This window comes from Streptomyces sp. NPDC044061 (genome assembly GCF_056434305.1).
This window is the reverse complement of sequence record NZ_JBWKFL010000005.1, coordinates 139,186-161,620: the sequence shown is the minus strand read 5'-3', so window position 1 is coordinate 161,620 and position 22,435 is coordinate 139,186. Positions and strand designations below refer to the sequence as shown.

Genomic DNA, 22,435 nt, shown 5'->3' with positions numbered 1-22,435 from the left:
CGCTACAGCCTTGCCGCGAAGATCATAGCGACTTTCGCCTCTGTGTTCGAACCTAGTTGGTCCACAACGGCTCCGGGTCCCCGTCGGCCGGGTCGGCGTCGCGGGCGTACGCGTCCCCGGCCTCCGGTGATGCCTGCCGCGCGGCTAAGGGGCCATCTCGTACGCGCCGGACAGCGCCTCGACCCGCTGCCAGACCCGGGCCGTGCGTGCCTCGTCGACGACCGGCCGGCGGACCGCACTCAGCGCCCAGTCCTGCTGCTGTTCGGTCGCCGAGTCCTTGCCGTGCAGTTCGACGGCGTGCGCGGAGAAGTCGCGCACGAGGACGGCGAAGAGTTCGTCGAGCACGTCCTCGTCGAGCCCGGTGAGGCCGGCCTGCTCCAGGACGAGCTGCGCGTGCACGACGAGGGCGAAGAGCTGACCGACCGCGAGGACGAGGTCGAGGTCGCGGCTCTGCTCCGCGTCGGGCGCGGCCGTGCCGACGAACGCGCAGAGCGCGTCGGCCTGTTCGCGCAAGCGGGTCACGTTGGGCAGGTGCGCGAACGCGTCGAAGGCGGGCCGCCAGTCGTGGAAGCGCACCGAGCCGAGGCCGCGGGCCGGTCCCTGCCGGAACAGGAAGTCGTCGTCGGCCGCGTCGAGGCGGGTGGGCACCACGGGGTACTCGACCGGGTCGAGGAGGTGGCTGCGCATGAACTTCAGGATCAGCGCCAGGTTGACGTGGACCGTGCCCTCGAGCTTCGGCAGACCGCGGATCTCCACGGCCGCCTGGCCGAAGTAGTTGTCCTTCTCGAAGCCCTTGGCCGCGATGACGTCCCACATCAGGTCGATGACCTTCTCACCCTCGGTGGTCACCTTCATCTTCGTCATCGGGTTGAAGAGCAGGTAGCGGCGGTCGTCCGGACCGGCGGCGCGGAAGTAGTCGACGGCGCGGTCACTGAAGAACTTCATGCCGACGAGCCTGACGTACGCGTCGGTCAACTCCCGCCGCACGTGCGGGAAGCCGGTGACGGGGCGGCCGTAGAGGATGCGGTTGTGGGCGTGGGTGACGGCCTCGTACATCGCGTGCTCGCAGATGCCGATCGAGGCGGTGCACAGGTTGAACTTGCCGACGTTGACGGTGTTGAGGGCGGCGTCGAAGGCGGCGCGACCGGTGTGCAGGACGTCCTCGGCCGCCACGGGATAGTCCTCCAGGCGGAACTCGCTGACGAACTTCGAGGAGTCGACGACGTTCTTGACCAGGTGGTAGGCCGGGTGACGGCTGTCGGCGGCGAAGAACACGTAGCCGTCGGGGCCCTCGACGTCGGTGCGGCGGCCGAAGACGGAGACGAGCCCGGCGGCGTTGCCGTTGCCTATGTAGTACTTGGAGCCGGTGGCGCGGAAGCCGCCGTTGCCGTCGGGCGCGAGCAGCATGTCGGTGGAGTAGATGTCGGCGCCGTGGGCCTTCTCGGACAGGCCGAACGCGAACACCTCTCCCTGGGTGAGGAGTTCGGCGGCGCGGGCGCGGGCGGCGGCGTTGTCGCTCTGCCAGACCGGGCCGAGGCCGAGGATCGTGACCTGCCAGGCGTACCAGTAGTCGAGGCCGTAGAAGCCGAGGATCTCGTTGAGCGCGGCGATCCGGGCGGTGTCCCACCGCTTGTCCGGTTCCCCCTCGGCGGCGGACGACGGCGTCAGGAAGGTGGCGAACAGGTCCTCCTTCGCCGCGAAGGCGAGGAAGTCGCCGAGCCACGCCCGGGTCCGGTAGTCCTCGAGCAGCCGTCCCTTTCCGCGCTCCTCGAACCAGTCGACGGTGGCACGCAGCAAGCGGCGCGTCTCGGGGTCGAAGTGCGCGGGGTCGTAGGTGCGCGGGTTGAACAGCAGCTGGTCTGCCATGGGGATGACGCCTTTCGGCTGTGGACGGGTGGGAATCGGGAGGTCTGACGGCCGGACGGGCCGGGGCGCGAGGACGGCGGAGGGTGCGGCGGCGATCAGCGGCCGGGACCGAACCGGGCCAGCGTGGCGAGCACGTCGTCCAGCCAGTCGATCATCATGCGCTCGTAGGCGATGCCGCCGCGCAGTACGACGTGCTGGAGCTCTCGTTCCGCGTCGAGCGACGCTTCCGGACCGGTCGTGCTCGCCCCGGGCCGGGTGAAGTCCCGTGTCTCGCCCGCGAGATAGTGCGCCAGTCGGTCCCGGTGCGTCTGCCGGTGCCGCTCCACCTCGCGGATCAGGGCGGCCGGGTCGTCGAAGGCGGCGCCCCGGATCTTCACGGCCAGGTCGTGGCGGACGCTCTCCGGTTCGATCGGATCGTGCAGCCACGAGGACAGCGCGGCCCGGCCGAGGTCGGCGACGGAGTACTCCTTCTTGTCCGGCCGCCCCTGCTGCGGGACGTCCCGGACGTCGACCCAGCCGTCGTTCTCCATGCGCTTGAGCACGCGATAGATCTGCTGATGGGTCGCGGTCCAGAAGTAGCCGATGGACCGCTCGAAACGCCGGGCGAGCTCATAGCCGGACCCCGGCTTCTCCAGAAGCGACACCAGAATCGCGTGTTCGAGCGCCATGGCCCCGATCCTGCTATGCAACTCGTTGCATAGCAAGGGTGACCGCCGGGATGCGACGCGGCTCACCACACGGACGGCGCCCGTCACGCCTGCGGTTGTCGTCCGTCGTGCGGCACGGGATGCTGAGGGAGCACGGAGGGAAGCGGTGCCATGGATCGTTTTCCGAATGCGGCCGACGTCGACTTCCACAGCCCCCTGGACCTCTCCAAGGCCGCCGCCGCGGTACTGGACGCCGAGGGCCGCATCTCCGGGTGGGGATCTTCGGCCCAGCGCCTCCTCGGCCATTCACCCGAGGACGTGCTCGGCCGGCCGGCCGCCCGGCTGCTGGCAGCGGCCCCCGGGCAGCGGCTGTCCACCCTCTGCAAGGCGCACAAGCCCCGCAGCACGGTCCTGGAGCTCTGCTGCCGGGACGGACGCACCCTGCGCGCGGCCGTGACGTTCAGCCCGCTCGAGCACCGGGGCGGCGCCGCGACCGTCGTCGTCGCGGCCGAGCTGGAGGCGCTGCGCGGCTGGGAGGCGCAGCTGGCGATGCTGCAGGGACTGGCGACCGAGTCCTCCGTGGGCCTGACGATCTTCGACACCGACGGGCGCGTCGTCTGGGGAAACGTCTCCACCGATCTGGAGCTCGCGGGAATCGCCCAGTACGTCGGCCGACCCGCCGCGGCTCTCTTTCCGGAAGGCGAGTTCATCTCCCGCCACCATCCCCCGGACGAAGAGCAGATCATGGAGCACGTCCTGACGACCGGGGAACCGATCACGGGCATGCACTATCGCGGGCGTGCCCCCGCCGACCCGGTGCGCGAGCACGTCTGGTCCTGCTCCTACCACCGGTTGACGGACGCCAGGGGGGAACCGCTGGGCCTGTTCGAGGAGTCCCTGGACATCACCGAGCGCTACCGCGCCCAGGAGCGCCTGTCGCTGCTCGTGCGGGCGGGAAAGCGCATCGGTGCCTCGCTGGACGTACGCCGCACAGCCGCGGAGCTCGCCGATGTGGCGGTGCCGCAGCTGGCCGACGAGGTCCTGGTGGACCTGCCGCCGGCGGTCATCGAGGGACGGCAGCCGCCCACGGGCTCGGCGCCGGGCCACAGTCTGCTCCGGCTGCACGGCCGGACACCGGAAGAGTTCCGGACCAGTCCGGTCTCCTACCCCCCGTCGTCCCCCCAGGCTCTGAGCCTGGCCACCGGCCGCCCCGTCACCGACGCCTCCCCGCCCGGCGCACCGGGCGGGACGGGAGCGGCCGCCCCGCACTCCTGCCTCTTCGTCCCGCTGCTCACCCGCGACGCGGTGCTCGGTCTCGCCACCTTCCGGCGCAGCAGCAACCCCGACCCCTTCGGCCCCGAGGAGCAGACGCTCGCCGTGGAACTGGCCGAGCGAGCCGCCGTCGGCATCGACAACGCCCGCCGTTACACGAGCCAGCACGCGGCCGCTCTGGTGCTGCAGCGAAGTCTGCTGCCACAGCACCTGCCTGAGCAGAGCGCGGTCGACGTGGCATACCGCTACCTGCCCGCCGACAGCCGGGTGGGCGTGGGCGGCGACTGGTTCGACGTGATCCCGCTGTCCGGTGCCAGAGTGGGCCTGACCGTCGGCGACGTGGTGGGTCACGGCGTGCACGCGGCCGCGACCATGGGCCGGTTGCGCGCCACCGTAAGGACTCTGGCCCTGCTGGACCTGGATCCGGCCGAGCTGCTCACCCGGCTGGACGACCTGGTCGCGCAATCCCCCGCGGACGAGGGGCTGAGCGAAGAGGCGCTCGGGGTGACCTGCCTGTACGCGATCTACGACCCTGTGAGCGGCCGGTGTGTCTGGGCGAGCGCGGGCCATCCCCCGCCGATCGTGGCCGATGCGAACGGCTCGGTGGCCCTGTCCGCGCTGGCGCCGGGGCCGCCGCTGGGGCTGGGTGCCCTGCCCTACGAGAACGTCGAGCTGGACCTGTCCAGCGGCAGCCTGGTGGCCTTCTTCACCGATGGCGTCGTGGAGGACCGGCGCACCGACATCGACAGCGGGATCGACCGCCTCGCCCAGATCCTCAGCTGGCAACGATGCCCGGTGGAGGAGCTCTGCGAGCGGGCCCTGTCGGCCCTGCCGCCCGGACCACAGGCGGACGACGCCACGCTGCTGCTCGTCCGCACCCGCCGTCTCGACGCCGATCTCGTGGCGGACCTGGAGCTGCCACCCGACCCGGCCATGGTGGCTCACGCCCGCACGCTCACCGAACGCCAGTTGGCGACCTGGGGTCTGTCCGAACTGTCGTTCACCGCCGCGCTCGTGGTGAGCGAACTGGTCACCAACGGGATGCGGTACGCCACCGGGCCCGTCCTGCTCCGGCTGATCAAGGATCGCAGCCTGCTGTGCGAGGTCTCCGACAGCGCGCACACCGCACCACACGTGCGGCGAGCGCGCCGTGACGACGAGGGGGGCCGAGGCGTGTTCCTCGTCGCCCAGGTGTCCCAGCGCTGGGGCACGCGGTACACCGCGTCCGGGAAGACGATCTGGGCCGAGCTGGCCATCCCCTAGCAACCCCGCTCCTCAGGGCAGCGTCCAGAACCGGACTGTGACGAGATAGAAGAGGGCGGCCCAGAACGCCATCGCCACCGCCACGATGCCGAGGCCACGGACGTTGGCCTTTGCCGCCGGTTCGTCCGGTGGTGGCCGCAGCCACCGCCCGAGCAGCGGGTTCACGTAGTAGGGCATGGTCAGGAAGCTCATGAGGAAACTCGACAGCAGATTGCCCACGAGCAGGCCGATCCAGAGCGGCATGTGCAGCGGGAGCAGAGCGAGCGTCAGCAGCACGACGGTCGGGTACAGGCCGACCCAGACGGCGAGGGAGGTCCTGGTCCCGGAGGGCGGCGGCGGTGCCTCCTTGCCGTTGCCCTCGAAGGCGAACCAACTGCCGAACGAGTTGTCTATCGTGCGCAGCCTGAAGTCGTTGAACTTCTCGCCCTCGGCCAGGATCCGCTGCCGTTGCGGCGACGTCAGCCAGGCGTCGAGGTGCTCGGCGCTGTCGTAGCGGTACAGGGTGGTCCATTCCTCCTGCAGGCCCTCGATGGGGCGGAACAGCTCGGTCCCGCGGAACCCCTCGAACTTGCGCTCCTCCTCGACCATGTGGTGCTGCCAGTCGAGGAAGTCCTCGACGTGGTTGGGGTGGACGCGGTGGGTGACCACCACGGTGACGAGCGGATCCAGTGACTGGGTGCCGCTGCTGACCACCTGCTGGGTCGCCGGACCGTCGAAGTACTTGGCGCCGACATCGAGATACGTCTGCCTGGTCGCGCTGTTGATCCACGTCTGCAGATGCGCCACCGAGTCGAACCGGTACACGACGACCCAGTCGGGTTGCAGCGGCGTGGGCGGGGAGACCTCGGCGCCGAGGAAACCGGGGTAGTAGGCGGCCGCGACGTTGAGGTCCTCCTGCCACTTCTCGAACTCCTGCGCCCTGCCGGGCAGGACCTTCTGGCCGATGATCGCCGTCGCCGCGGCGGCTACGTTCTTCTGGGTGTTCATGGTGGCTCACCCTGTCGACACCGACTGCTGCGCGGGGAGTCGGCCGTAAATGCGTTCCGGAGTCAGCGGCAGCGCACGGTAGCGGACGCCGGTGGCGTCATGGACCGCGTTCGCGAGCGCCGGGGCCACCGGGTTGATACAGCACTCCGCCATCCCCTTCGCCCGCATGGGCCCGACCGAATCCGCCGAGCCCACCAGGAGGACCTCGGTACGGGGGATGTCGGCGTAGGTGGGGATGCGGTAGTTCCGGAGGTTCGGGTTGACCATGACGCCGCTGTCGTCGACCTGGTGGTTCTCGGTCAGCGCGAAGCCGATTCCCTGGGCGACACCGCCCTCGATCTGTCCCCGGACCTGCGCCGGGTTGATGATCACCCCGGCGTCCGCCGCCTGCACGCTGTACAGGATCCGTATCTCACCGGTCAGGCGGTGCACGGCGACCCGGAACCCCTGCGTGTTGGAGGTGACGCTCCGGGGCGAGCCGTATGCCTTGCGTGCGGCGGTGAACCGGATTCCGCGCGCCCGCGCCAACGTGACGAGTTCGGCCAGCGACACCCGCCGGTCCCCGCAGACGACGCCGTCGTCGTCCATCGTGCACAGCACGACGTGGACGCCCGTGTGCGCCGCGGCGAATTCCAGGATGCGGTCGCGCACGGCATTGGCCGCCCGCAGGACCGCGTTGCCCGCCACGAAGAGGCCCGCGCTCGCGAAGGCACCGGTGTCGAATCCCGTGCGGTCGGTGTCGGACTGCACCAGACGGATCCGCGCCGGCGTCGTGCCCAGCTGGTTGGCCGCGATCTGGACATGGGCCGTGGAGGTTCCCTCCCCGAACTCGACCGTCCCGACGGCCAGTTCGTAGATGAGGTCGTCACCCAGCGTGACCCAGGCCTCGGAGAGGTGCTCCGTCGGGGGCGCGGTCTCGTGCAGGGAACTCGCCACGCCGGCTCCGACGAGCCACTCGGGACCGGGGGGCGGCCGGCCGGCCGTACAGGCCAGGGCGTCGCCGACCAGGTCGATGCACCTGGCGAGACCGTCCTCGGTGAAGATCACGTCGTCTGGGCCGACGTGCAGGGCGACCAGGGGCTCACCCGGCCGCACGATGTTGCGGCGGCGCAGTTCGAGCGGGTCGATGTGCAGGGCGCGGGCCAGCTCGTCCATCGCCGACTCCACGGCGAACGCCGGCTGCGTCATCCCGTAACCGCGCAGCGCCCCGCTCGGCACCGTGTTCGTGTAGACGGAGTACGCGTCGTACTTCTTGTTGGGGCAGCGGTAGACCATGACGGCGGCTCCGCCCGCGTACGCCGTCTCGCCGCCGTGGTTGCCGTAGGCGCCCGTGTCGGACACGTTGCGTACCTGGAAGGCGGTGAGCGTTCCGTCGGCCCTCGCGCCGAGCTTGACCGTCAGGGTCATCGGATGCCGCGGCGAAGCCGTGGTGAACTCCTCCTCACGGGTGTACTCGAGACAGGTGGGCCGCCCGGTGTCCAGGGTGGCGAGCGCGACCAGGTCCTCCGCGATCACCTCCTGCTTGCCGCCGAATCCGCCGCCCACGCGCTTGCAGAACACCCTCAGCTGGTCCGGGCGCAGCGCGAACAGGTACTCCAGCTTGACCTTCGCGATCGACGGTGACTGCGAACTCGTGCGAACGTTCAGCCGGCCGTCCTCCAGCCAGGCGATCGAGCCATGGGTCTCCAGATGGGCGTGCTGCACCCGCGGTGAGAAGTACGTACCTTCGTGGATCACGTCGGCCGCGGCGAATCCCGCGTCGACGTCACCGATGTGCGCGTGGAGTTCGATCAGGATGTTGTGGACGGGATCGCGGACGAACGGATCGTCAGAACCGTGCAGTTGGGGTGCGCCCTCGGCCATCGCCTCCTCGGGGTCGAACACCGCCGGCAGCACGTCGTACTCGACGACGAGCCGCCGGCAGCCCTCCTCCGCGGCGCCGACCGTGTCGGCCAGGACCGCGGCGACGCGCTGGCCGGCGAAGCGGACCGTTTCGTCGAGGATGTAGGTGTCGTCCGGGTCGACCAGGTGGTCGGTGTGGATGGCCGTGGTGAAGCGTCTGCGGGGGACGTCTTCCCAGGTGTAGACCCGTCGCACGCCGGGCACCGCGAGTGCGGCCGTCCTGTCGATCGAGCGGATCCGGGCGTGCGCGTGGGGTGAGCGCAGCACCTTGAGGTGCAGCATGCCGTCGATATGCGTGTCCATGGTGAACTCGGCGCGGCCCGTCACCACGTCGTGGCCCGCGGGCGCGCCGACACTCGTCCCGACGGCCTTGCCCGGTGCCGCCGTCTCCACCGCGCCCACGCCCCGCACGGCGTCCTCGATCGCCCGGTAGCCGGTGCAGCGGCAGAGGTTGCCCTTCAACGCCCTCGGCAGATCCGCCTTCTGGGCCTCGGTGAAGGTCGCCGACGTCATGATCATCCCTGCGGTGCAGAAACCGCACTGGAACCCCGGGGCGTCCTCGAACTGCCGCTGCATGGGATGCGGGGCGCCGGGCCGCCCGAGGCCCTCGATCGTGGTCACCTCACGGCCGTCCGCGCGGAAGGCGGGGGTGATGCAGCTGTGTACCGGTGCGCCGTCCAGCCACACCGTGCAGGCGCCGCAGTCGCCCGCGTCGCACCCCTTCTTGACGCCGAAGTGGCCGAGTTCGCGCAGGAAGGTGCGCAGGCACTGACCGGGGGCCGGCTCACGGTGGAATTCCCTTCCGTTCACGATGTAGTTCATCCCAGGTCCCCAGCCGTGAGTTCGCGGCGGATCTCTTCGGCGAAGTGCCGTGTCAGATGCCGGCGGTGGTCCGGGGTCCCGTTGGGATCGGCGAACCAGACGTCGGCGGGCACGGCGTCGATGCTCTGCCGCAGCGTTCGGGCATCGGGCAGGGAGTCGAAGGCCATACGGACCGGCCGTGTGGTGCCGGCGGTGACGGTGAGCAGCAGGTCACTCGCTCCCAGCCGTTGCGTGCCGACGAGGAACACCGTCGAACGGCCGAGCCGGGTCAGCGTGAAGCGGCGGTGCGCGGTGCGCTTGCGCAGCGCGTGCTCCGGAATGGTGACGCGCCGGAGGACCTCCCCGGGGGCGAGAACGTTGCGGTGGTCGCCCGTGACGAAGTCGAGGGCGTCGACGAAGCGTACGGAGCCGTCGGGCGCCCACAGTTCGTACCGCGCCTCCAGCGCGACCGTCAGCGTGATCATCGGGCCGGCGGGCAGGGACATGCAGATGTTTCCGCCGACGGTCGCCGCGTTCCAGACCTTGAACGAGGAAAGGAACGCCTCGCAGCTCTTCGGGAAGAGGATTCCGGCGGTCCAGCGCTCCGGCCAGGAGTAGGCGTACAGGTCGCGAATGGTGCAGGTGGCGCTGATCTCCAGGCCCTCGTCCGTCGGGACCAGCGGCTCCCAGCGCAACGCCGTCAGATCGATCAGCCTTCGCAGGTCCGGCTGCTCCGTGGAATACAGCCACGTTCCGCCTGCGAGCCAGGCGTCGCCCTCGTGCCAGTCCGTGCCCGGCCGCTCGGACGGTCGCCGGACTACTTCGGTGATGGTGTTGAGGTCCATGAGAAACGACCTACGGGAGAACGGACCTACGAAGACAACTGTCCCTTGGCACGGTCTGTGTTGACGCGGGCACCTTTTTCTCAGCGTATCGCCGGCATGCGGATGAGGCCCGTGGGGCGAGGGCAGCCGAAAGTAGCCGATCCGACCCGGACAGTCACACGTGGTCGCCCGGGACGTCGATCCGCGAGTCGGCATGGTGGTAGCACGCATGCGTCTTCACCGGTAGCAGCTGTCCGCGACGGCGGCACTCCCAGTCGCTGCTCTCCCGGATCTGCGCGGCGGCCCCGACCCATCCGCGCCAGTCCGTCTGCCTGCCCCGAGCGCTACCGCGACCGGCCTGCCGACCAGCCGGCGACGGAAGGCCGGGGTCCCGGAACCAACGGCGGCGCCAGTCCCACTGGGGGAAGGCATCCCAGCGGACGAGTGCCCACTTCGGGGAACTGATGCGGTGCCGAACGGGCCTCCGTGACTCCATCATCTGCGCTTACGGCGCAGGACCTTTGCCCCGTGCCAGCGGCAGACGTTGAGGGCGAAGTGGAGGTCGAAGGCGTTCGCGTCGAGGTCGAGGTCGTAGTGGTCGACGGCCCGCTGGATGCGGTAGTGGACGGTGTTGCGGTGGACCATGAGCTGATCCGCGGTGGCGGCGTAGCTGCGGTTGGTGGCGAGGAAGAGGCGGAGGGTCTCGCGGAGGACTTCGCGGCGGGGGTCGTCGACGGCCAGGTCGCCGAGGGTGTCGGAGACGAAGTCTGCCAGTTCGCGGGGCTCGTCGACCAAGAGGGCGACGGGGGCGACGCGGGCGAAGGCGACCACCCTCGGGCTGCTGGGCCCCCCTGAGAGGGCGAGGGCCTTGGCGCGGGCGGCAGCACGGGTGCTGCGTCGGAAGCCGTCGAGCCCCGGGCGGACGATGCCCAGGGCAACCCGCACCGGTAGCGCGACGTCGGCCAGTTCGGTGGCGACGGTGTCGGGATCCACGAGGAGGTCGGGCCTGACGGCAAGCCAGATACGGGCCTCGGCCTCATCGGTGTGGACCAGAAGGGGGCGGCCCTGGGCGTGCAGGACGGTGCACAGCAGTGAGGTCAGCCGGTCGAACACGGCGGCGGGGTCACCAGTCGCCGCGCTGCCGTAGAGCCAGCCCTCGACGGCAACATGGCTGCCGGACAACCGGTAGTCGAGGGCGGCCTCGGCCTGCCGCAGATCGACCCGCGGGTTGTCGAGGAGCTGGTTGACCCAGTACTGGCGCGGTATGCCGCGGCTGCCCACCCAGCGATCACGCTCTTCCTCGTACACACGGCCGATCTGGTCGCAGACCCGGTCCAGATAGGCCGAGGTGAGAGTGACCAGGGCGATGACGGTGCCGGTCGGGTCCGGCAGCCCCAGTCGGACCGCCTCGCCGAGGACCAGGTCCAGGCTCTGCGCATGGCCGAGCCGGTAGGCGCGCAGCAGGGCGGAGAGGGGGACGTCGCGCTGGGCGAGGCGGCGCGCGTAGGAGACGGCCGAGGCGGGGGCGTCCACGGTCTGCGGATCGATCCGGTTGATGATGACGTGGACGGCAGTGACGATGTTCTCGGTGATGCTGGCCTCAAGGAGCCCGCGCAGCGATTCGTCGTGCTCCAGTTGAGCGATCTCGGCCTCGGTGGTGGCGACGAGTTTGGCGATGAACGCGTCCCGGTGCGTCTGCATCACCTGCGCCGCGAGGACGACCGGATCCGGTGCCGCGTCCGTCGGAGGTTCCACCGCGCCGTTCACCGGTCCAGGTACCGCAGTGCGGAGCGGGCGGCGTTCGCCCCGCACATGCCGTGCACCCCGGCGCCGGGTGGGGTGGCCGCCGAGCACAGGTAGACGCCTGGAATGCCGGTGCTGTACGGGTCGAGGGCCGCCCGAGGGCGCAGCGCAAGCTGCATCTCGGTGTTGGCCCCGCCGATGATGTCGCCTCCCACGTAGTTGGGGTTGTACTGCGCCATCTCCGCGGCCGAGCGGACGGCGATGCCCATGACGCGTTCTCGGAAGCCGGGGGCGAACCGCTCGATCTGGCCGAGCACGGCCTCGGTGGCGTCACCGGTGTAGCCGTGAGGTACGTGCGCGTACGCGTAGACCGGGTGGAGGTCCCCGGCCGAGCGGCCCGGGTCGACGAGGTACTGCTGGGAGAGCAGCACGAACGGTCGCTCGGGCATATGGCCCCGGCTGGTCTCCCGCTCGGTGCGGACGACCTCTGCCAGGGTGCCGCCGAGGTGCACGGTGCCGGCTTCGCGGCAGGACTCGTTGATCCACGGCACCCCGCCCGCCACGGCCAGGTCGACCTTGAACGCCGCTGGACCGTGGCGCCAGCGCAGATAGGCGCGCCGGACGCGGGCCGGCAGTGCCGGACCACAGATGTCGACAGCAGCGCGCGGGGCGACGTCGAGCATCACGATCCGGGCGGGCGGGAGTTCTGTCAGCGAACGCACGGGCACACCGGTCTCGATGGTCCCGCCGAGCTCCCGTAGCAGCGCGGCGAGCGCGTCGCTGATCACACGGGAGCCACCGCGGGCGACGGGCCAGCCGTAACGGTGCCCGGCAGCTATGAACATCAGACCGAGCGACGCGGTCAGGGGACGCGTCAGCGGACGGAAGGCGTGCGCCGCCGCTCCCGCGAACAGTGCCCGGGCCTCCTCGCCGCGCCAGCGCCGGGCCACCACTGTGGCCGGCTGCAGCGCCCGCACCCCGAACCGGCCGAGGCGGACAGGATGCGCCGGCAGGTGCACCACCGGCCGCAGGACGTCCTCCAGGAGCGCGTCGAATCCCGCGGTCAGCGGCGCGAACAACCGCTCCCAGGCCGGGCCGTCCGCACCGAGCCCACGCGCGGTCCGCTCGACGGAGCGGACCAGCACCCCGGCCCGCCCGCCGTCCAGCGGGTGGGCCAGGTCCACCTGGGGCCACGCCCAGTCGACGCCGTACCGCTCCAGGCCGAGGGCCCGCAGGAACGGCGAGCCGACACCGAGCGGGTGCACGGCGGAGCAGTGGTCGTGCAGCAGTCCGGGAACGGTCAGTTCGCTGCTCCGGGTGCCGCCACCGATCTCGTCGGCGGCCTCCAGGACGGTCACCTTCACCCCTTGCCGGGCCAGCGCGACGGCGGCGGCCAGCCCGTTCGGGCCGGCCCCCACCACGATCGCGTCACTCATGCGCTGCCGCCACCTCGGTCGCCGGTCGCGGTGCCCCATCGGGATCCACGGGAATCGCGGGCGCCTCGTCGTCGAGCCACGGCTGCCGGGTCACCATGTCCCGCACCTTCACATAGCCCTCCTCGACCAGGCCGCTCGCCGCGTCCACGATGCGGTAGTGCTGACGCGAGCGGTGCGCCGGCTGTGATTCGAGCAGGACGACGCGCAGGTCGCCCGGCGCGAAGCCGCACCGCTGCTGTACGGCGGCCACCAGTTGCTCGTTGTGCAGATGGCCGTCGCCGAAGTTCCAGCCGAGGACCGCCCCCGCCACCATCTCGCCCTCCCGCACATCGTAGGACTCCACGTCGTCCACGGCCCGGGGCAGCAGCCCGATCAGCGCGCGGCCGTGGGTGTGCATCGCCCGCCAGGCAAGCCCCTGATGCAGCAGCAGCTCGGCGGCTTCGGCGCCGTACAGACGGGTGAGCTGGTCGACGGGCAGACCGGACGCCTTGACGATGTGCTCGTTGAGCCGGTGCTCGGTGCCCTTGCGGAAACACCACAGGCTGGTGGCCCAGTTGCCCGCGTAGTAGCGCATCGAGGGGAGGAACGACACCAGATCGGGGCGGACATGGCCCACCACCGGGACCACCACCAGGCTCAGCACCAGCACCACGGCCAGCAGCGGGGAGTGCAGGGCGAAGGCGTCGACGGCGGCCTCGTGGCCGAAGAGGACCAGCGCGGAGTAGATGAAGAAGACGTTCCACTCCAGCGGCACGCCCATCGGGAAGGTCGACATGATGTGCAGATGGAAGACGACCATCACGGCCAGGGCGATCGCGGTGAGGGGCCAGCCGTGCGAGAGCACCAGGACCAGCGGCACCGCGTACTCGATGACCGTGCCGCCGTGCGCTGCCGCGGCGGCGAGGCCGGAAGGCCTGAGATCGTCGGGGTAGTGCCGGTACAGCCGGCGCTTGAGCCAGGCCGGGCGCAGCGGACTGTTGCTGATCATCACCGCGACCACGAAGGGGAAGTGGCGGTTGAGCTTGGAGGAGGCGGCGCCCCACCAGAGGGCGAGCATGACCAGTTTCAGCGCGGCGGGCATGTCGGTCACCGGGAAGAGGAAGACCACCAGTGTCAGCCCGTAGTGCTCAGCGCGGGCGGCGAGGAAGACGGTCTTGTCGCGCAGCCCGAGCAGCGCGAGCGGCGCCGCGAGCAAGGCGACCCGCCAGGCAGCCAGCACGCCGGACGCGCCCGGCTCGCCCGGTGAGCACAGCAGCCACACCGCCGCCCCCAATACCGCCGCGTACAGTGCCACGTCGGCCACGGTGCGCCGGGTCCCCGCGGTGAAGGGGAGCCGGCCGGGCCACGGAGGCAGCCGTACGGTGCCGGGGCGCAGCCAGTGCAGGAAGGCGCCGACCGGCGGCAGGAAGTGTGAGCTGAGCGGGCCCGAGCCGCAGCCGAGACCCAGGATCTCGTACAGGAGCGTCCAGATCACGAGTTTCTGGTAGGCGATCGGCTCGGCCCACCATGAGCCGAAGTCCGTGATGCCGCCGATGCCGGGGGTCGCGGAGACGACCGCGATGCCGCCGAGCGCGTACGCGGTGATCTTCACCAGGTACAGCAGGTGCACGATGCCGGGGGTGCCGAAGCCGTGCTGGGCCCAGTGCTGGGCCAGCGGCCTGATGCGTTGCCGGTAGGGGCGGGTACGCCACTCCTGTGGGTCGACGTCCGCCGTGTTCGGTGCGAGGAATCCCATGACCGCCTCCCTCTTTCCGTTCAGCCGGCTGTGGTGACGGCGGTGGTCCTGGCTCGAAGCGCGGGCTTGTCCGTCTTGCCGACGGGATTCCTCGGCAGCCGGTCGACGAGGACGATCTTGGCGGGCACCTTGTACCTGGCCAGCCGGGCCCGGCAGTGGTCGAGAAGGTCGGTCGCGATGGCCGTTGCGCCCGCGCGCAGCGCCACGAAGGCCACCGGTACCTCGCCGAGGCGTGCTTCGGCGGCGCCCACCACGGCGGCTTCCAGCACTTCGGGGTGATCGCCGAGGACCGTCTCGATCTCCTTGGGGTAGATGTTCTCGCCGCCGCGGATGATCATGTCCTTGATGCGGTCGACCAGGACCAGATAGCCGTCCTCGTCGAAGCGGCCGGCATCGCCCGTGTGCAGCCAGCCGTCCACGACGGTGCGGGCGGTCTCCTCAGGGCGGCCCAGATAACCGCGCATGACGTTGGGCCCGCGGACCACCACCTCTCCGGTCGTCCCCGCGGGCAGGATCCGGCCGCGCGGGTCCATCACGGCGACCTGCTGGCCGGGCAGCGGCAGTCCGACCGTGCCGGGCTTGCGCGGACCGTCCAGCGGGTTGGCGGTGGAGGCGCAGGTGCCTTCGGACAGGCCGTAGCCCTCCACGATCGGGATGCCGTAGCGGCGCTCGAACCGCTCGATGAGCGCTGGCGGCATCGGCGCCGCCCCGCAGGCGGCGAACCGCACCGAGGAGGTGTCCGGCACTACCCGGTCCGGAAGTTCGGCGAGCATCGAGTAGATCGACGGGACGGCTGAGAAGCAGGTCGGGCGGATCTCGGTGACCAAGCCGACGAAGTTTTCCGCCCGGAACCGTCCGGCCACCGTGACCCGGCCGCCGGCCAGCAGCGGGGACAGCACGCCGACCACGATGCCGTTGACGTGGAAGAGCGGCAGGATCAGCAGGCTGTGGTCGGTCTCGGACAGGCGTACGTTCTCGATCATCATCCCCGCCATGGCGGCGAGGTTGGTGTGGTCGAGCATCACGCCTTTGGGGCGCCCGGTGCTGCCGCTGGTGTAGATCAGCAGGGCGAGCGAGCCGGGGTCCGTCTGCGGTGGGGCCGTGTCCTCGGGTCCGGTGCACAGCTCGGCGACCGGCAGTGCCCCGGCGAGCGGTGACGGCCCGGCGGTGACGACCACCGCGGCACCCGCGTCGCCGAGTTGGTATCGCGCCTCGCCTTCGGTGAGGGCGGGGTTGACGGGAGTCACGGCCGCGCCGAGCCGCCAGGCGGCGAAGAGGGCGACGACGAAGTCCGCCGTGTTGGGCATCAGCAGCGCCACCACGTCCTCGGTTCCGACGCCCCGCGCCCGCAGGGCCGCCGCGGCCCGGCGCACCCGGCGGGCGAACGACGCGTTGTCCAGAATTGACACATCATCAGCGAGGCAGGGACCGTCCGAGTCCCCCCGGGCCCGCAGATCCGGCAGTTCCGCGATATGCATTTCGGCTCCTCGAAGTACGTCGATGGACGTCGGGCGGACGCGATGCTCCGCGGCCAGCCGCGTCGCGACGCGGGGCGGATGTCCGGTACGTGAGGAGAGACGGTACGAATCCGCGGGGCCGCAGGCCCATGGGCGCGGGCGACGACACTCGGGGCGGGACTTGTGCGCGGCGCACGAACCGTAGGCGACGGCACGCTCGCACCAGGCCTCTGCGCCGGCGCCGAGGCCTGGTGCCCTCGGGGCCGACGCAGAGTCACCAGGAACCTGTCGGTGGAGAAACCGCGGTCAGACGAAGGCGCTCTCGCCGGTGACCGCCTTGCCGACGATGAGCGTGTTCATCTCGCGGGTGCCTTCGAACGAGTAGATCGCCTCGGCGTCGGCGAAGAACCGTGCGATGTCGTAGTCGAGCACGATGCCGTTGCCGCCGAAGATCTCCCGGCACCATCCCACCACCTCGCGCATCCGCGAGGTGACAAACGCTTTGGCCAGCGAGGAGTGCTCGTCACGGAAGACGCCGCCGTCCTGCAACCGTGCGAGCTGGACCAGCATGCCCCAACAGGCGGTGATGTTGCCGAGGCTCCTGACCAGCAGGTCCTGCACCAACTGGAACCGCGCGATCGGGCGGCCGAACTGCCGACGTTCCTTCGCATAGTTCAGCGCCAGCTCATAGGCGCCGATCATTACGCCGAGGGCCTGCCAGGCGACCCCGCTGCGGGTGGCGCGGAGGATCTCCGCAACATCACGGAAGGAGTCGATCCGCTGCAGCCGGTTGGCCTCGGGCACCTTGACGTCGGTCAGAGTGATCTCGGCGTTCTCCACGATCCTGAACGCGATCTTGTTCTCGATCTTCACCGGGGAGAAGCCCGGGGTGCCCTTTTCCACCACGAAGCCCTTGACCCGGTCGTCCGCCTCGTCGCGGGCCCAGACCACCACCAGGTCGGCGAACGTCGCATTGCCTATCCACCGCTTGGCGCCGTTGAGCACCCAGTTCTCCCCGTCCCAGCGGGCGGTGGTGCGCATGCCTCCGGCCACGTCGGAGCCGCCGAGCGGTTCGGTCATCGCGAAGGCGCCGATGGTCTCCAACGCGGCCATCGAGGGCAGCCAACGGTCCCGCTGCTCCTGGTCGCCGCCCCGGTAGATGCTGTACATCGCAAGGCCGCTGTGTACGCCGAAGAAGGTGGCGCTGGAGGCATCGGTGCGGGTGTACTCCATCGACAGCATGCCGACGAGCAGATTGCTCCCGGCCGGCAGCGGGTCGCCGTATCCCTCGTAGGGGACGCCGGCGAGTCCCAATCGGCGGAACCTTCCGATCAACTCGCGGGGGAACTCACCCTTGGCCCAATATGCGTTGACGAGCGGCTTGATCTCGCTGCGCATGAACGCCCGGGCACGCAGAAGCAGTTCACGCTCCTGCGGGGGCAGCAGCGACTCGACGTCGTAGAAGTCGGCGGCCAACCGCTCGTCGGCGGAAGCCTTCTCGGGCAGCAGGGCGGTCATGAACGGGTCTCCTTCTCCACGCTGGTGGCACTGTCCCGAGCGGACAGCACGGCGATCTGCTTGGCGTCGCGCTCCTGAGCGAGGTCGGCGTAGGAGCGGGTGCCGTAGGCGTCCTCGACGGCCGCGACGAGCCGTTCGGTCTGTTCGGGGCTCTGCTCGGGGCGGCCGAGCGAGTCCCACATCTTCTGCATCGACACGCCGATGTGCTCGGCCATGTGCCGGTAGCCGCCGGGGCCGCCGCCGAGGTGCGCGCCGAGGAACGGCCCCACCGTCGCCCAGCGCAGGCCGAGCGAGTTCACCATCACGGTGTCAAGCTCGGCCGGGCTGACGACGCCCTGCTCGACCAGGTAGATCGCCTCCCGGCTGAGGGCGTTCTGCAGGCGGTTGCCGACGAAACCGGGGATCTCCTTGCGCTCCACGACCGGCACGCGGCCGACGAATCGGTAGAACTCCACGGCGCGCGCCACGCTCTCCTCCGAGGTGCGCTCGCCGGGCACGACCTCCACCAGCGGCACCAGGTGCGGCGGGTTGAAGGGGTGGCCGATCAGAATGCGGCCGGCGTCCTCGACGGTGTCGGTGAACGCCGACGCGGGGATCGCCGAGGAGGAGCTGAGCAGCAGCGCGTGCGCGGGGGCGGCACTCACCAGGTCGGTGAACAGCTCCCGCTTGAAGGTGAGGTTCTCCGGGCCGTTCTCCTGTACGACATCGGCGTCGCGCACCGCATCGGCGAGATCGTCGACCACGACGACCCGCTCGGCGAGGCCGTCCACGTCCAGGCCCTGCGCAGCCAGTTGTCCTGCCGCTCGGCGGACCGCCCCGGCAACCGCCTCCGCCAGGTCCGGCCGCGGGTCGGTGATCCGTACCCGCATGCCGTGGCCGGCGAAGAGCGCTGCCCAGGACAGTCCGATCGTCCCGGCGCCGACCACCGCGGCGCTGGTGAATGGCTTGGTCATCAGGTGTCTTCCCCCTGCCTTCCTTGTGCGTCCGTGGTCATGGCCGCGCTCATCGCGCGGGCTGGGCGGGGTGAGCCAGGTAGTCGTGGACGGGCTTGACCGGTGCCAGGGTCAGATCGGTCAGGATGTGGCTGGCGGAGACGATCTCGCGCACCGGCAGATCGGCCAGCGGTGCCAGCGCGTGGGCGAAAAGCTGCAGCCGGGCGGGGCCGGTCCAGGCGCCCTTCACCGTGATGTCGGTGATCTCGGTGCGCACCAACTGCGCGACCTGCGGCACTCCGTCGAAACCGGGGACCAGTTTCAGCATGTACGTCGGCACACCGACCTGGGCCACGGCCTCCTCGACCGGCAACTCGCAGTGCTTGTAGCCCATCGTGGCGGTCGCCACCCGAAGCGTGCCGATGTCGAGGACTCCGACCAGCGCGCCGTGGTCGGCGTAGAGGGCGGGCGACCCGGCGGTCTTGGGGTACGCGCCGGCCTCCCGGCCTGAGGTGATGGCCGGAAGGTTGTCCAGGTACATCGCGTGCAGGTACTCGCCCTGCTCGGCCTCGTAGCGGACCGGGATCGCCTGACCAGACTCGGTGTACGGCCCGTACCCGCTGACGTCGCCCATCCGCATGACCTCGAAGCGCACCAGCGGCTCGTCGATCTCCAGCGGTTCCGGCACCACCGCGCGCAGCGCCGCGTAGTCGGTGCGGTAGACGATGTTGAGGTACTCGCGGTTGGTGAAGCGCGGCACGACCGGCGGATAGGCCGGGTTGACCAGCGGCGTCGCGATGTGCCGGGGCACGTCCTGCAGATTCATCGTTCTCTTCCTCGGATCCTGTGGTCCTACCGGCCCTGCCAGACCGGGGAGCGGCGCTCGGTGAAGGCGGTCATGCCCTCGCGTACGTCGGCGGAGGCCACGAGATGGGCCATCCGCTGCCCCTGCACGGCGAACGCCTCCTCCTCCGGCCGGCCGTCGGAGACCCGGACGAGTTCCTTGACGGCTGCCAGTGCCAGGGGGGCGTTCTGGGCGATCCGCTCGGCGAGGTGCAGGGCGGTGGGGAGGGTCTCGCCGGCCGGAACCACGCGGTTGGCGATGCCGAGCTGTCCGGCCCGTTCGCCGGAGACCGGCTCGCCGGTCAGCAGCAGTTCCATCGCGAAGTGGTACGGGATGCGCTTGGGCAGCCGGATCACCCCGCCGCCCGCCGCGATCAGGCCGCGGCCGATCTCCGGGAGACCGAACCGTGCGTCGTCCGCGGCGACTATCAGGTCGCAGGCGAGGGCCAGTTCGAATCCGCCTCCCATCGCCCAGCCCTCGACGGCGGCGATCAGCGGCTTGGTCGTCCTGGCCTGGGTCAGGCCGCCGAAGCCGCGCCCCGGGATCTCGGGCGATTCACCGGCCAGCGCGGCCTTGAGGTCCATTCCGGCGCTGAACGTCCCTCGGGCGCCGGTGAGCACGCCGACCCGCAGGTTGGGGTCTGCCTCCAACTGGTCGAGAGCCGCGGAGAGCCCGGTGGCGACGGCCGCGTTGACCGCGTTACGCGCCTTCGGCCGGTCGATGGTGATGAGCAGGGCCGAACCGATGGTCTCGGTCCGAACCTCGGTGGTGCTGTGCATGTGTGAGTCCTTGATCGACAGTGAATCAGTGGGACGCGGGGGCCGACGGGCGGTCAGCGGTCGGCGGCGAGTTCCTGGAGGACCTCTTCGGTGTGCTGGCCGGGCAGCGGGGCGAGTCGGCGAACCGATCCGGGGGTGACGGAGAAGCGCACCGGGATGCCGACCGAGCGGATCGCGCCCTCGCTGGGGTGGTCCACCACATCGAGCAGTCCGCCGGCGCGCACATACGGGTCCTCGGCGGCCCGGTCGAGTTCGAGCACGGGAGCCATCGGGATGCTGTGCTCGGCGCAGATCCCGGCCCACTCCTCAGTGGTCAGGCTCGGCGAGCACTCCCCCACCAGCTCCATCAGCGCGTCGACGTCGTCGTCGGCGATGGACTCGCTGTTCACCCGGGGATCCCCGGCGAGGTCGGCACGGTCGGCGGCCAGGAAGAAGTCCCGGAAGTTCTGCGGGTTGTACGGGATGACGCAGGCGAGGCCGTCCTTGGTGGGCACCGCGCGGTGTCCCCTCTTCATCGACAGCGGGAACCCGGTGGGGCCCTCGGGCGGTTCGAAGACGTGGCCGGCCAGGTGCTCCACGAGGTTGAAGGCGAGGAGCGCGTCGGTCATCGGGATCTCGATGTACTGGCCGGTTCCGGTGCCGGCCCGGTGGACCAGCGCGGCGAGCACCGAGTAGACGATGGTCAGCGCGCAGACCTTGTCGCCGATGATCGTCGGCAGGTACGCCGGGGTGCCCAGCGCCCGGTTGGCCACGTCCACCAGGCCGGAGGCGGCCTGCACGGTCTCGTCGTAGGCCGCGTTGCCGGCCCGGTCGGAGTCGCTGCGAAAGCCCTGGGCGTGGGCATAGACCAGGCCGGGGTTGCGGGGGGCGAGGGCGGTGTGGCCGAGGCCGAGGCGGGCGAGGGCGCCCGGGCGCATGTTGGTGACGAACACGTCGGCGCTGTCGATGAGTTCCAGGGCCCGTGCGCGGTCGGCGTCGTGCTTGAGGTTCAACGCCACACTGCGCTTGTTGCGGTTGACGTTGAGGTTGAGCGGGGTCATGCCGGGTGTGGTGCGGTAGGGGCCCACCCGTACGGTGTCGGACGGGGACTCGATCTTGATGACGTCGGCGCCGAGGTCGCCCAGGATCTGCGCCGCGTAGGGCCCCATCACCACCGTGGACAGATCGATCACCCGTACGCCGTCCAGCGGACCGGTGGTGCCGACGGCCGTGATGTCCATGATCACTCCTGTTCACGCAGTAATTTCATGGCGGAATTTCCACCGACGACGTTATGCATGAACGAGTTCAGAGGGAATGATCAACTGGCGAACACGGGCATGACCACAGCGGTCACACCCATTGCACAGATCCGTGGAAAGGGTCGCAAAAAACGGCTAGACGGAGCTGACCTCGTTGAAGATCTGCCGCGCCCGCGCGGCGACGTCATTCAGGTCGCCGCCGTCGCCCGCCCGGTCCCTGCGGAACAACAGCCCTGTGATCAAGGCAGGTTGGAAGTCCTCTACGGGCAGCACGGCCACGTTGTCCAGCCTGTACAGATGCATGGGACTGTCAGGCGAGAGCATGGTCATCGAGAACGCAATGCCGGAGGAAATCAATTCCGAGCTTCCGGAGTAGTCCGGCATGTTGATCCGGATCCTTTTCTTCACGCCGGCCGAATTCAGGCGGGCATCGATTTCCTCGAAATAGGCCGGGGTGGCGTCGTTCGGCGTCGCCACATAGGCCAGCTCCGCCAGCTCGTCCAAGGTGACCGACGCCCGCCCCGTGAACCGGTCCGCCGGGACCGCTGCGCCCAGCCGCTCGCGCATCACCTCGATGATCTCCAGCGCCGGACCGGAGACCGGTAACCGGGCCAGCGCCATCGCCAGCCTTCCGTCGTGCACCGCGTCCGCGAGGCCCGCCGACGTGCCGGGCCAGCGCTTGAGTTCGCACACCTCCCGGCAGGCGTCCTCCAGCAGCCGGACACGCTCCCGCAACAGCGGATGCACCCCGGCGGGCATCCCGATGAACAGCCTGTCCAGCCGGGGGCGCACCGCCTCACTCAGCCGCCACGGAATCGAGTTGACCCGCTCCAGGATGTCGCGGGCCATGGGAAGCAGAGCGGCACCCGCCGGGGTCAGGTCGACCCGGTGGGTGGTGCGCTCGAAGAGCGCGTACCCGAGCTCGCGTTCCAGATCCTTGATCCGCTGGCTCAGCGGAGAGGCGGCCATGTGCAGTCTGCGTGCCGCCTGCGAGAAGTTGAGCTCCTCGGCCACGGCGACGAAGTAACGCAGGTGCAGCATGTCCACGCCTGTCACCCTACTTGTGACAGAGCCTCCGGCCGCCGGGGCACGGCGGCGGCCGTCGCTGCGACGGCACCGGGCTCCCGAACTTGCCGGCACCCGGACCTGGGTGCACTGACAGCCTCAACTGCAGGCCGGCGCGCCGTA

The 22,435-nt window shown here is 70.3% G+C and carries 16 protein-coding genes; 1 reads left to right on the top strand and 15 read right to left on the bottom strand.

Annotated features, from left to right (window positions below):
• Positions 1-144: 144 nt before the first annotated feature.
• Positions 145-1,866 (bottom strand): acyl-CoA dehydrogenase family protein, encoded by a 1,722-nt coding sequence (locus AC07CM_RS10135; protein WP_478875884.1) that lies wholly within the window; start codon positions 1,864-1,866, stop codon positions 145-147.
• A gap of 95 nt (positions 1,867-1,961) precedes the next feature.
• Positions 1,962-2,534 (bottom strand): PadR family transcriptional regulator, encoded by a 573-nt coding sequence (locus AC07CM_RS10130; protein ID WP_478875883.1) that lies wholly within the window; start codon positions 2,532-2,534, stop codon positions 1,962-1,964.
• Between the two features lie 150 nt (positions 2,535-2,684).
• Between AC07CM_RS10130 and AC07CM_RS10125 the strand changes: the two genes are divergently transcribed.
• A complete protein-coding gene (locus AC07CM_RS10125; protein WP_478875882.1) occupies positions 2,685-5,048 on the top strand; it encodes a SpoIIE family protein phosphatase in 2,364 nt (787 codons plus the stop codon).
• Positions 5,049-5,060: 12 nt separating this feature from the next.
• Here the strand turns inward: AC07CM_RS10125 and AC07CM_RS10120 are convergent, their stop codons facing one another.
• The 13 genes from AC07CM_RS10120 to AC07CM_RS10060 form a co-directional block, all read right to left on the bottom strand.
• Positions 5,061-6,035 carry an antibiotic biosynthesis monooxygenase gene (locus tag AC07CM_RS10120; protein ID WP_478875881.1) on the bottom strand — a complete coding sequence of 325 codons (975 nt, stop codon included), beginning with the start codon at positions 6,033-6,035 and terminating at the stop codon, positions 5,061-5,063.
• A gap of 6 nt (positions 6,036-6,041) precedes the next feature.
• Entirely contained in the window at positions 6,042-8,759 is a 2,718-nt protein-coding gene (locus AC07CM_RS10115; RefSeq protein ID WP_478875880.1) for a molybdopterin-dependent oxidoreductase, read from the bottom strand.
• Entirely contained in the window at positions 8,756-9,583 is an 828-nt protein-coding gene (locus AC07CM_RS10110) for an FAD binding domain-containing protein (RefSeq protein WP_478875879.1), read from the bottom strand. The genes AC07CM_RS10115 and AC07CM_RS10110 overlap by 4 nt, the downstream gene beginning before the upstream one ends.
• A 474-nt stretch (positions 9,584-10,057) precedes the next feature.
• Complete coding sequence (locus tag AC07CM_RS10105) at positions 10,058-11,317, bottom strand: PucR family transcriptional regulator (RefSeq protein WP_478875878.1); 1,260 nt, start codon at positions 11,315-11,317, stop codon at positions 10,058-10,060.
• Positions 11,318-11,325: 8 nt separating this feature from the next.
• A complete protein-coding gene (locus AC07CM_RS10100) occupies positions 11,326-12,741 on the bottom strand; it encodes a phytoene desaturase family protein (RefSeq protein ID WP_478875877.1) in 1,416 nt (471 codons plus the stop codon).
• Positions 12,734-14,476: a DUF3556 domain-containing protein gene (locus AC07CM_RS10095; RefSeq protein WP_478875876.1), complete on the bottom strand. Its 1,743-nt coding sequence runs from the start codon at positions 14,474-14,476 to the stop codon at positions 12,734-12,736. Before AC07CM_RS10095 ends, AC07CM_RS10100 begins: the two co-directional genes overlap by 8 nt.
• Before the next feature lie 20 nt (positions 14,477-14,496).
• Positions 14,497-15,954, bottom strand: a complete 1,458-nt coding sequence (locus tag AC07CM_RS10090) for a class I adenylate-forming enzyme family protein (RefSeq protein WP_478875875.1) — start codon at positions 15,952-15,954, stop codon at positions 14,497-14,499.
• A 285-nt stretch (positions 15,955-16,239) separates the two neighbouring features.
• Positions 16,240-17,451 carry an acyl-CoA dehydrogenase family protein gene (locus AC07CM_RS10085; RefSeq protein ID WP_478875874.1) on the bottom strand — a complete coding sequence of 404 codons (1,212 nt, stop codon included), beginning with the start codon at positions 17,449-17,451 and terminating at the stop codon, positions 16,240-16,242.
• Positions 17,448-18,404, bottom strand: coding sequence for a 3-hydroxyacyl-CoA dehydrogenase NAD-binding domain-containing protein (locus AC07CM_RS10080; protein ID WP_478875873.1), 957 nt, complete (start codon positions 18,402-18,404; stop codon positions 17,448-17,450). Before AC07CM_RS10080 ends, AC07CM_RS10085 begins: the two co-directional genes overlap by 4 nt.
• 49 nt (positions 18,405-18,453) lie before the next feature.
• Positions 18,454-19,209 (bottom strand): acetoacetate decarboxylase, encoded by a 756-nt coding sequence (locus tag AC07CM_RS10075; RefSeq protein WP_478875872.1) that lies wholly within the window; start codon positions 19,207-19,209, stop codon positions 18,454-18,456.
• 26 nt (positions 19,210-19,235) lie between these two features.
• Entirely contained in the window at positions 19,236-20,006 is a 771-nt protein-coding gene (locus tag AC07CM_RS10070) for a crotonase/enoyl-CoA hydratase family protein (protein ID WP_478875871.1), read from the bottom strand.
• Between the two features lie 53 nt (positions 20,007-20,059).
• Positions 20,060-21,226: a CaiB/BaiF CoA transferase family protein gene (locus AC07CM_RS10065; protein WP_478875870.1), complete on the bottom strand. Its 1,167-nt coding sequence runs from the start codon at positions 21,224-21,226 to the stop codon at positions 20,060-20,062.
• 156 nt (positions 21,227-21,382) lie between these two features.
• Positions 21,383-22,288 (bottom strand): LysR family transcriptional regulator, encoded by a 906-nt coding sequence (locus tag AC07CM_RS10060; protein WP_478876126.1) that lies wholly within the window; start codon positions 22,286-22,288, stop codon positions 21,383-21,385.
• Between the last annotated feature and the right edge of the window lie 147 nt (positions 22,289-22,435).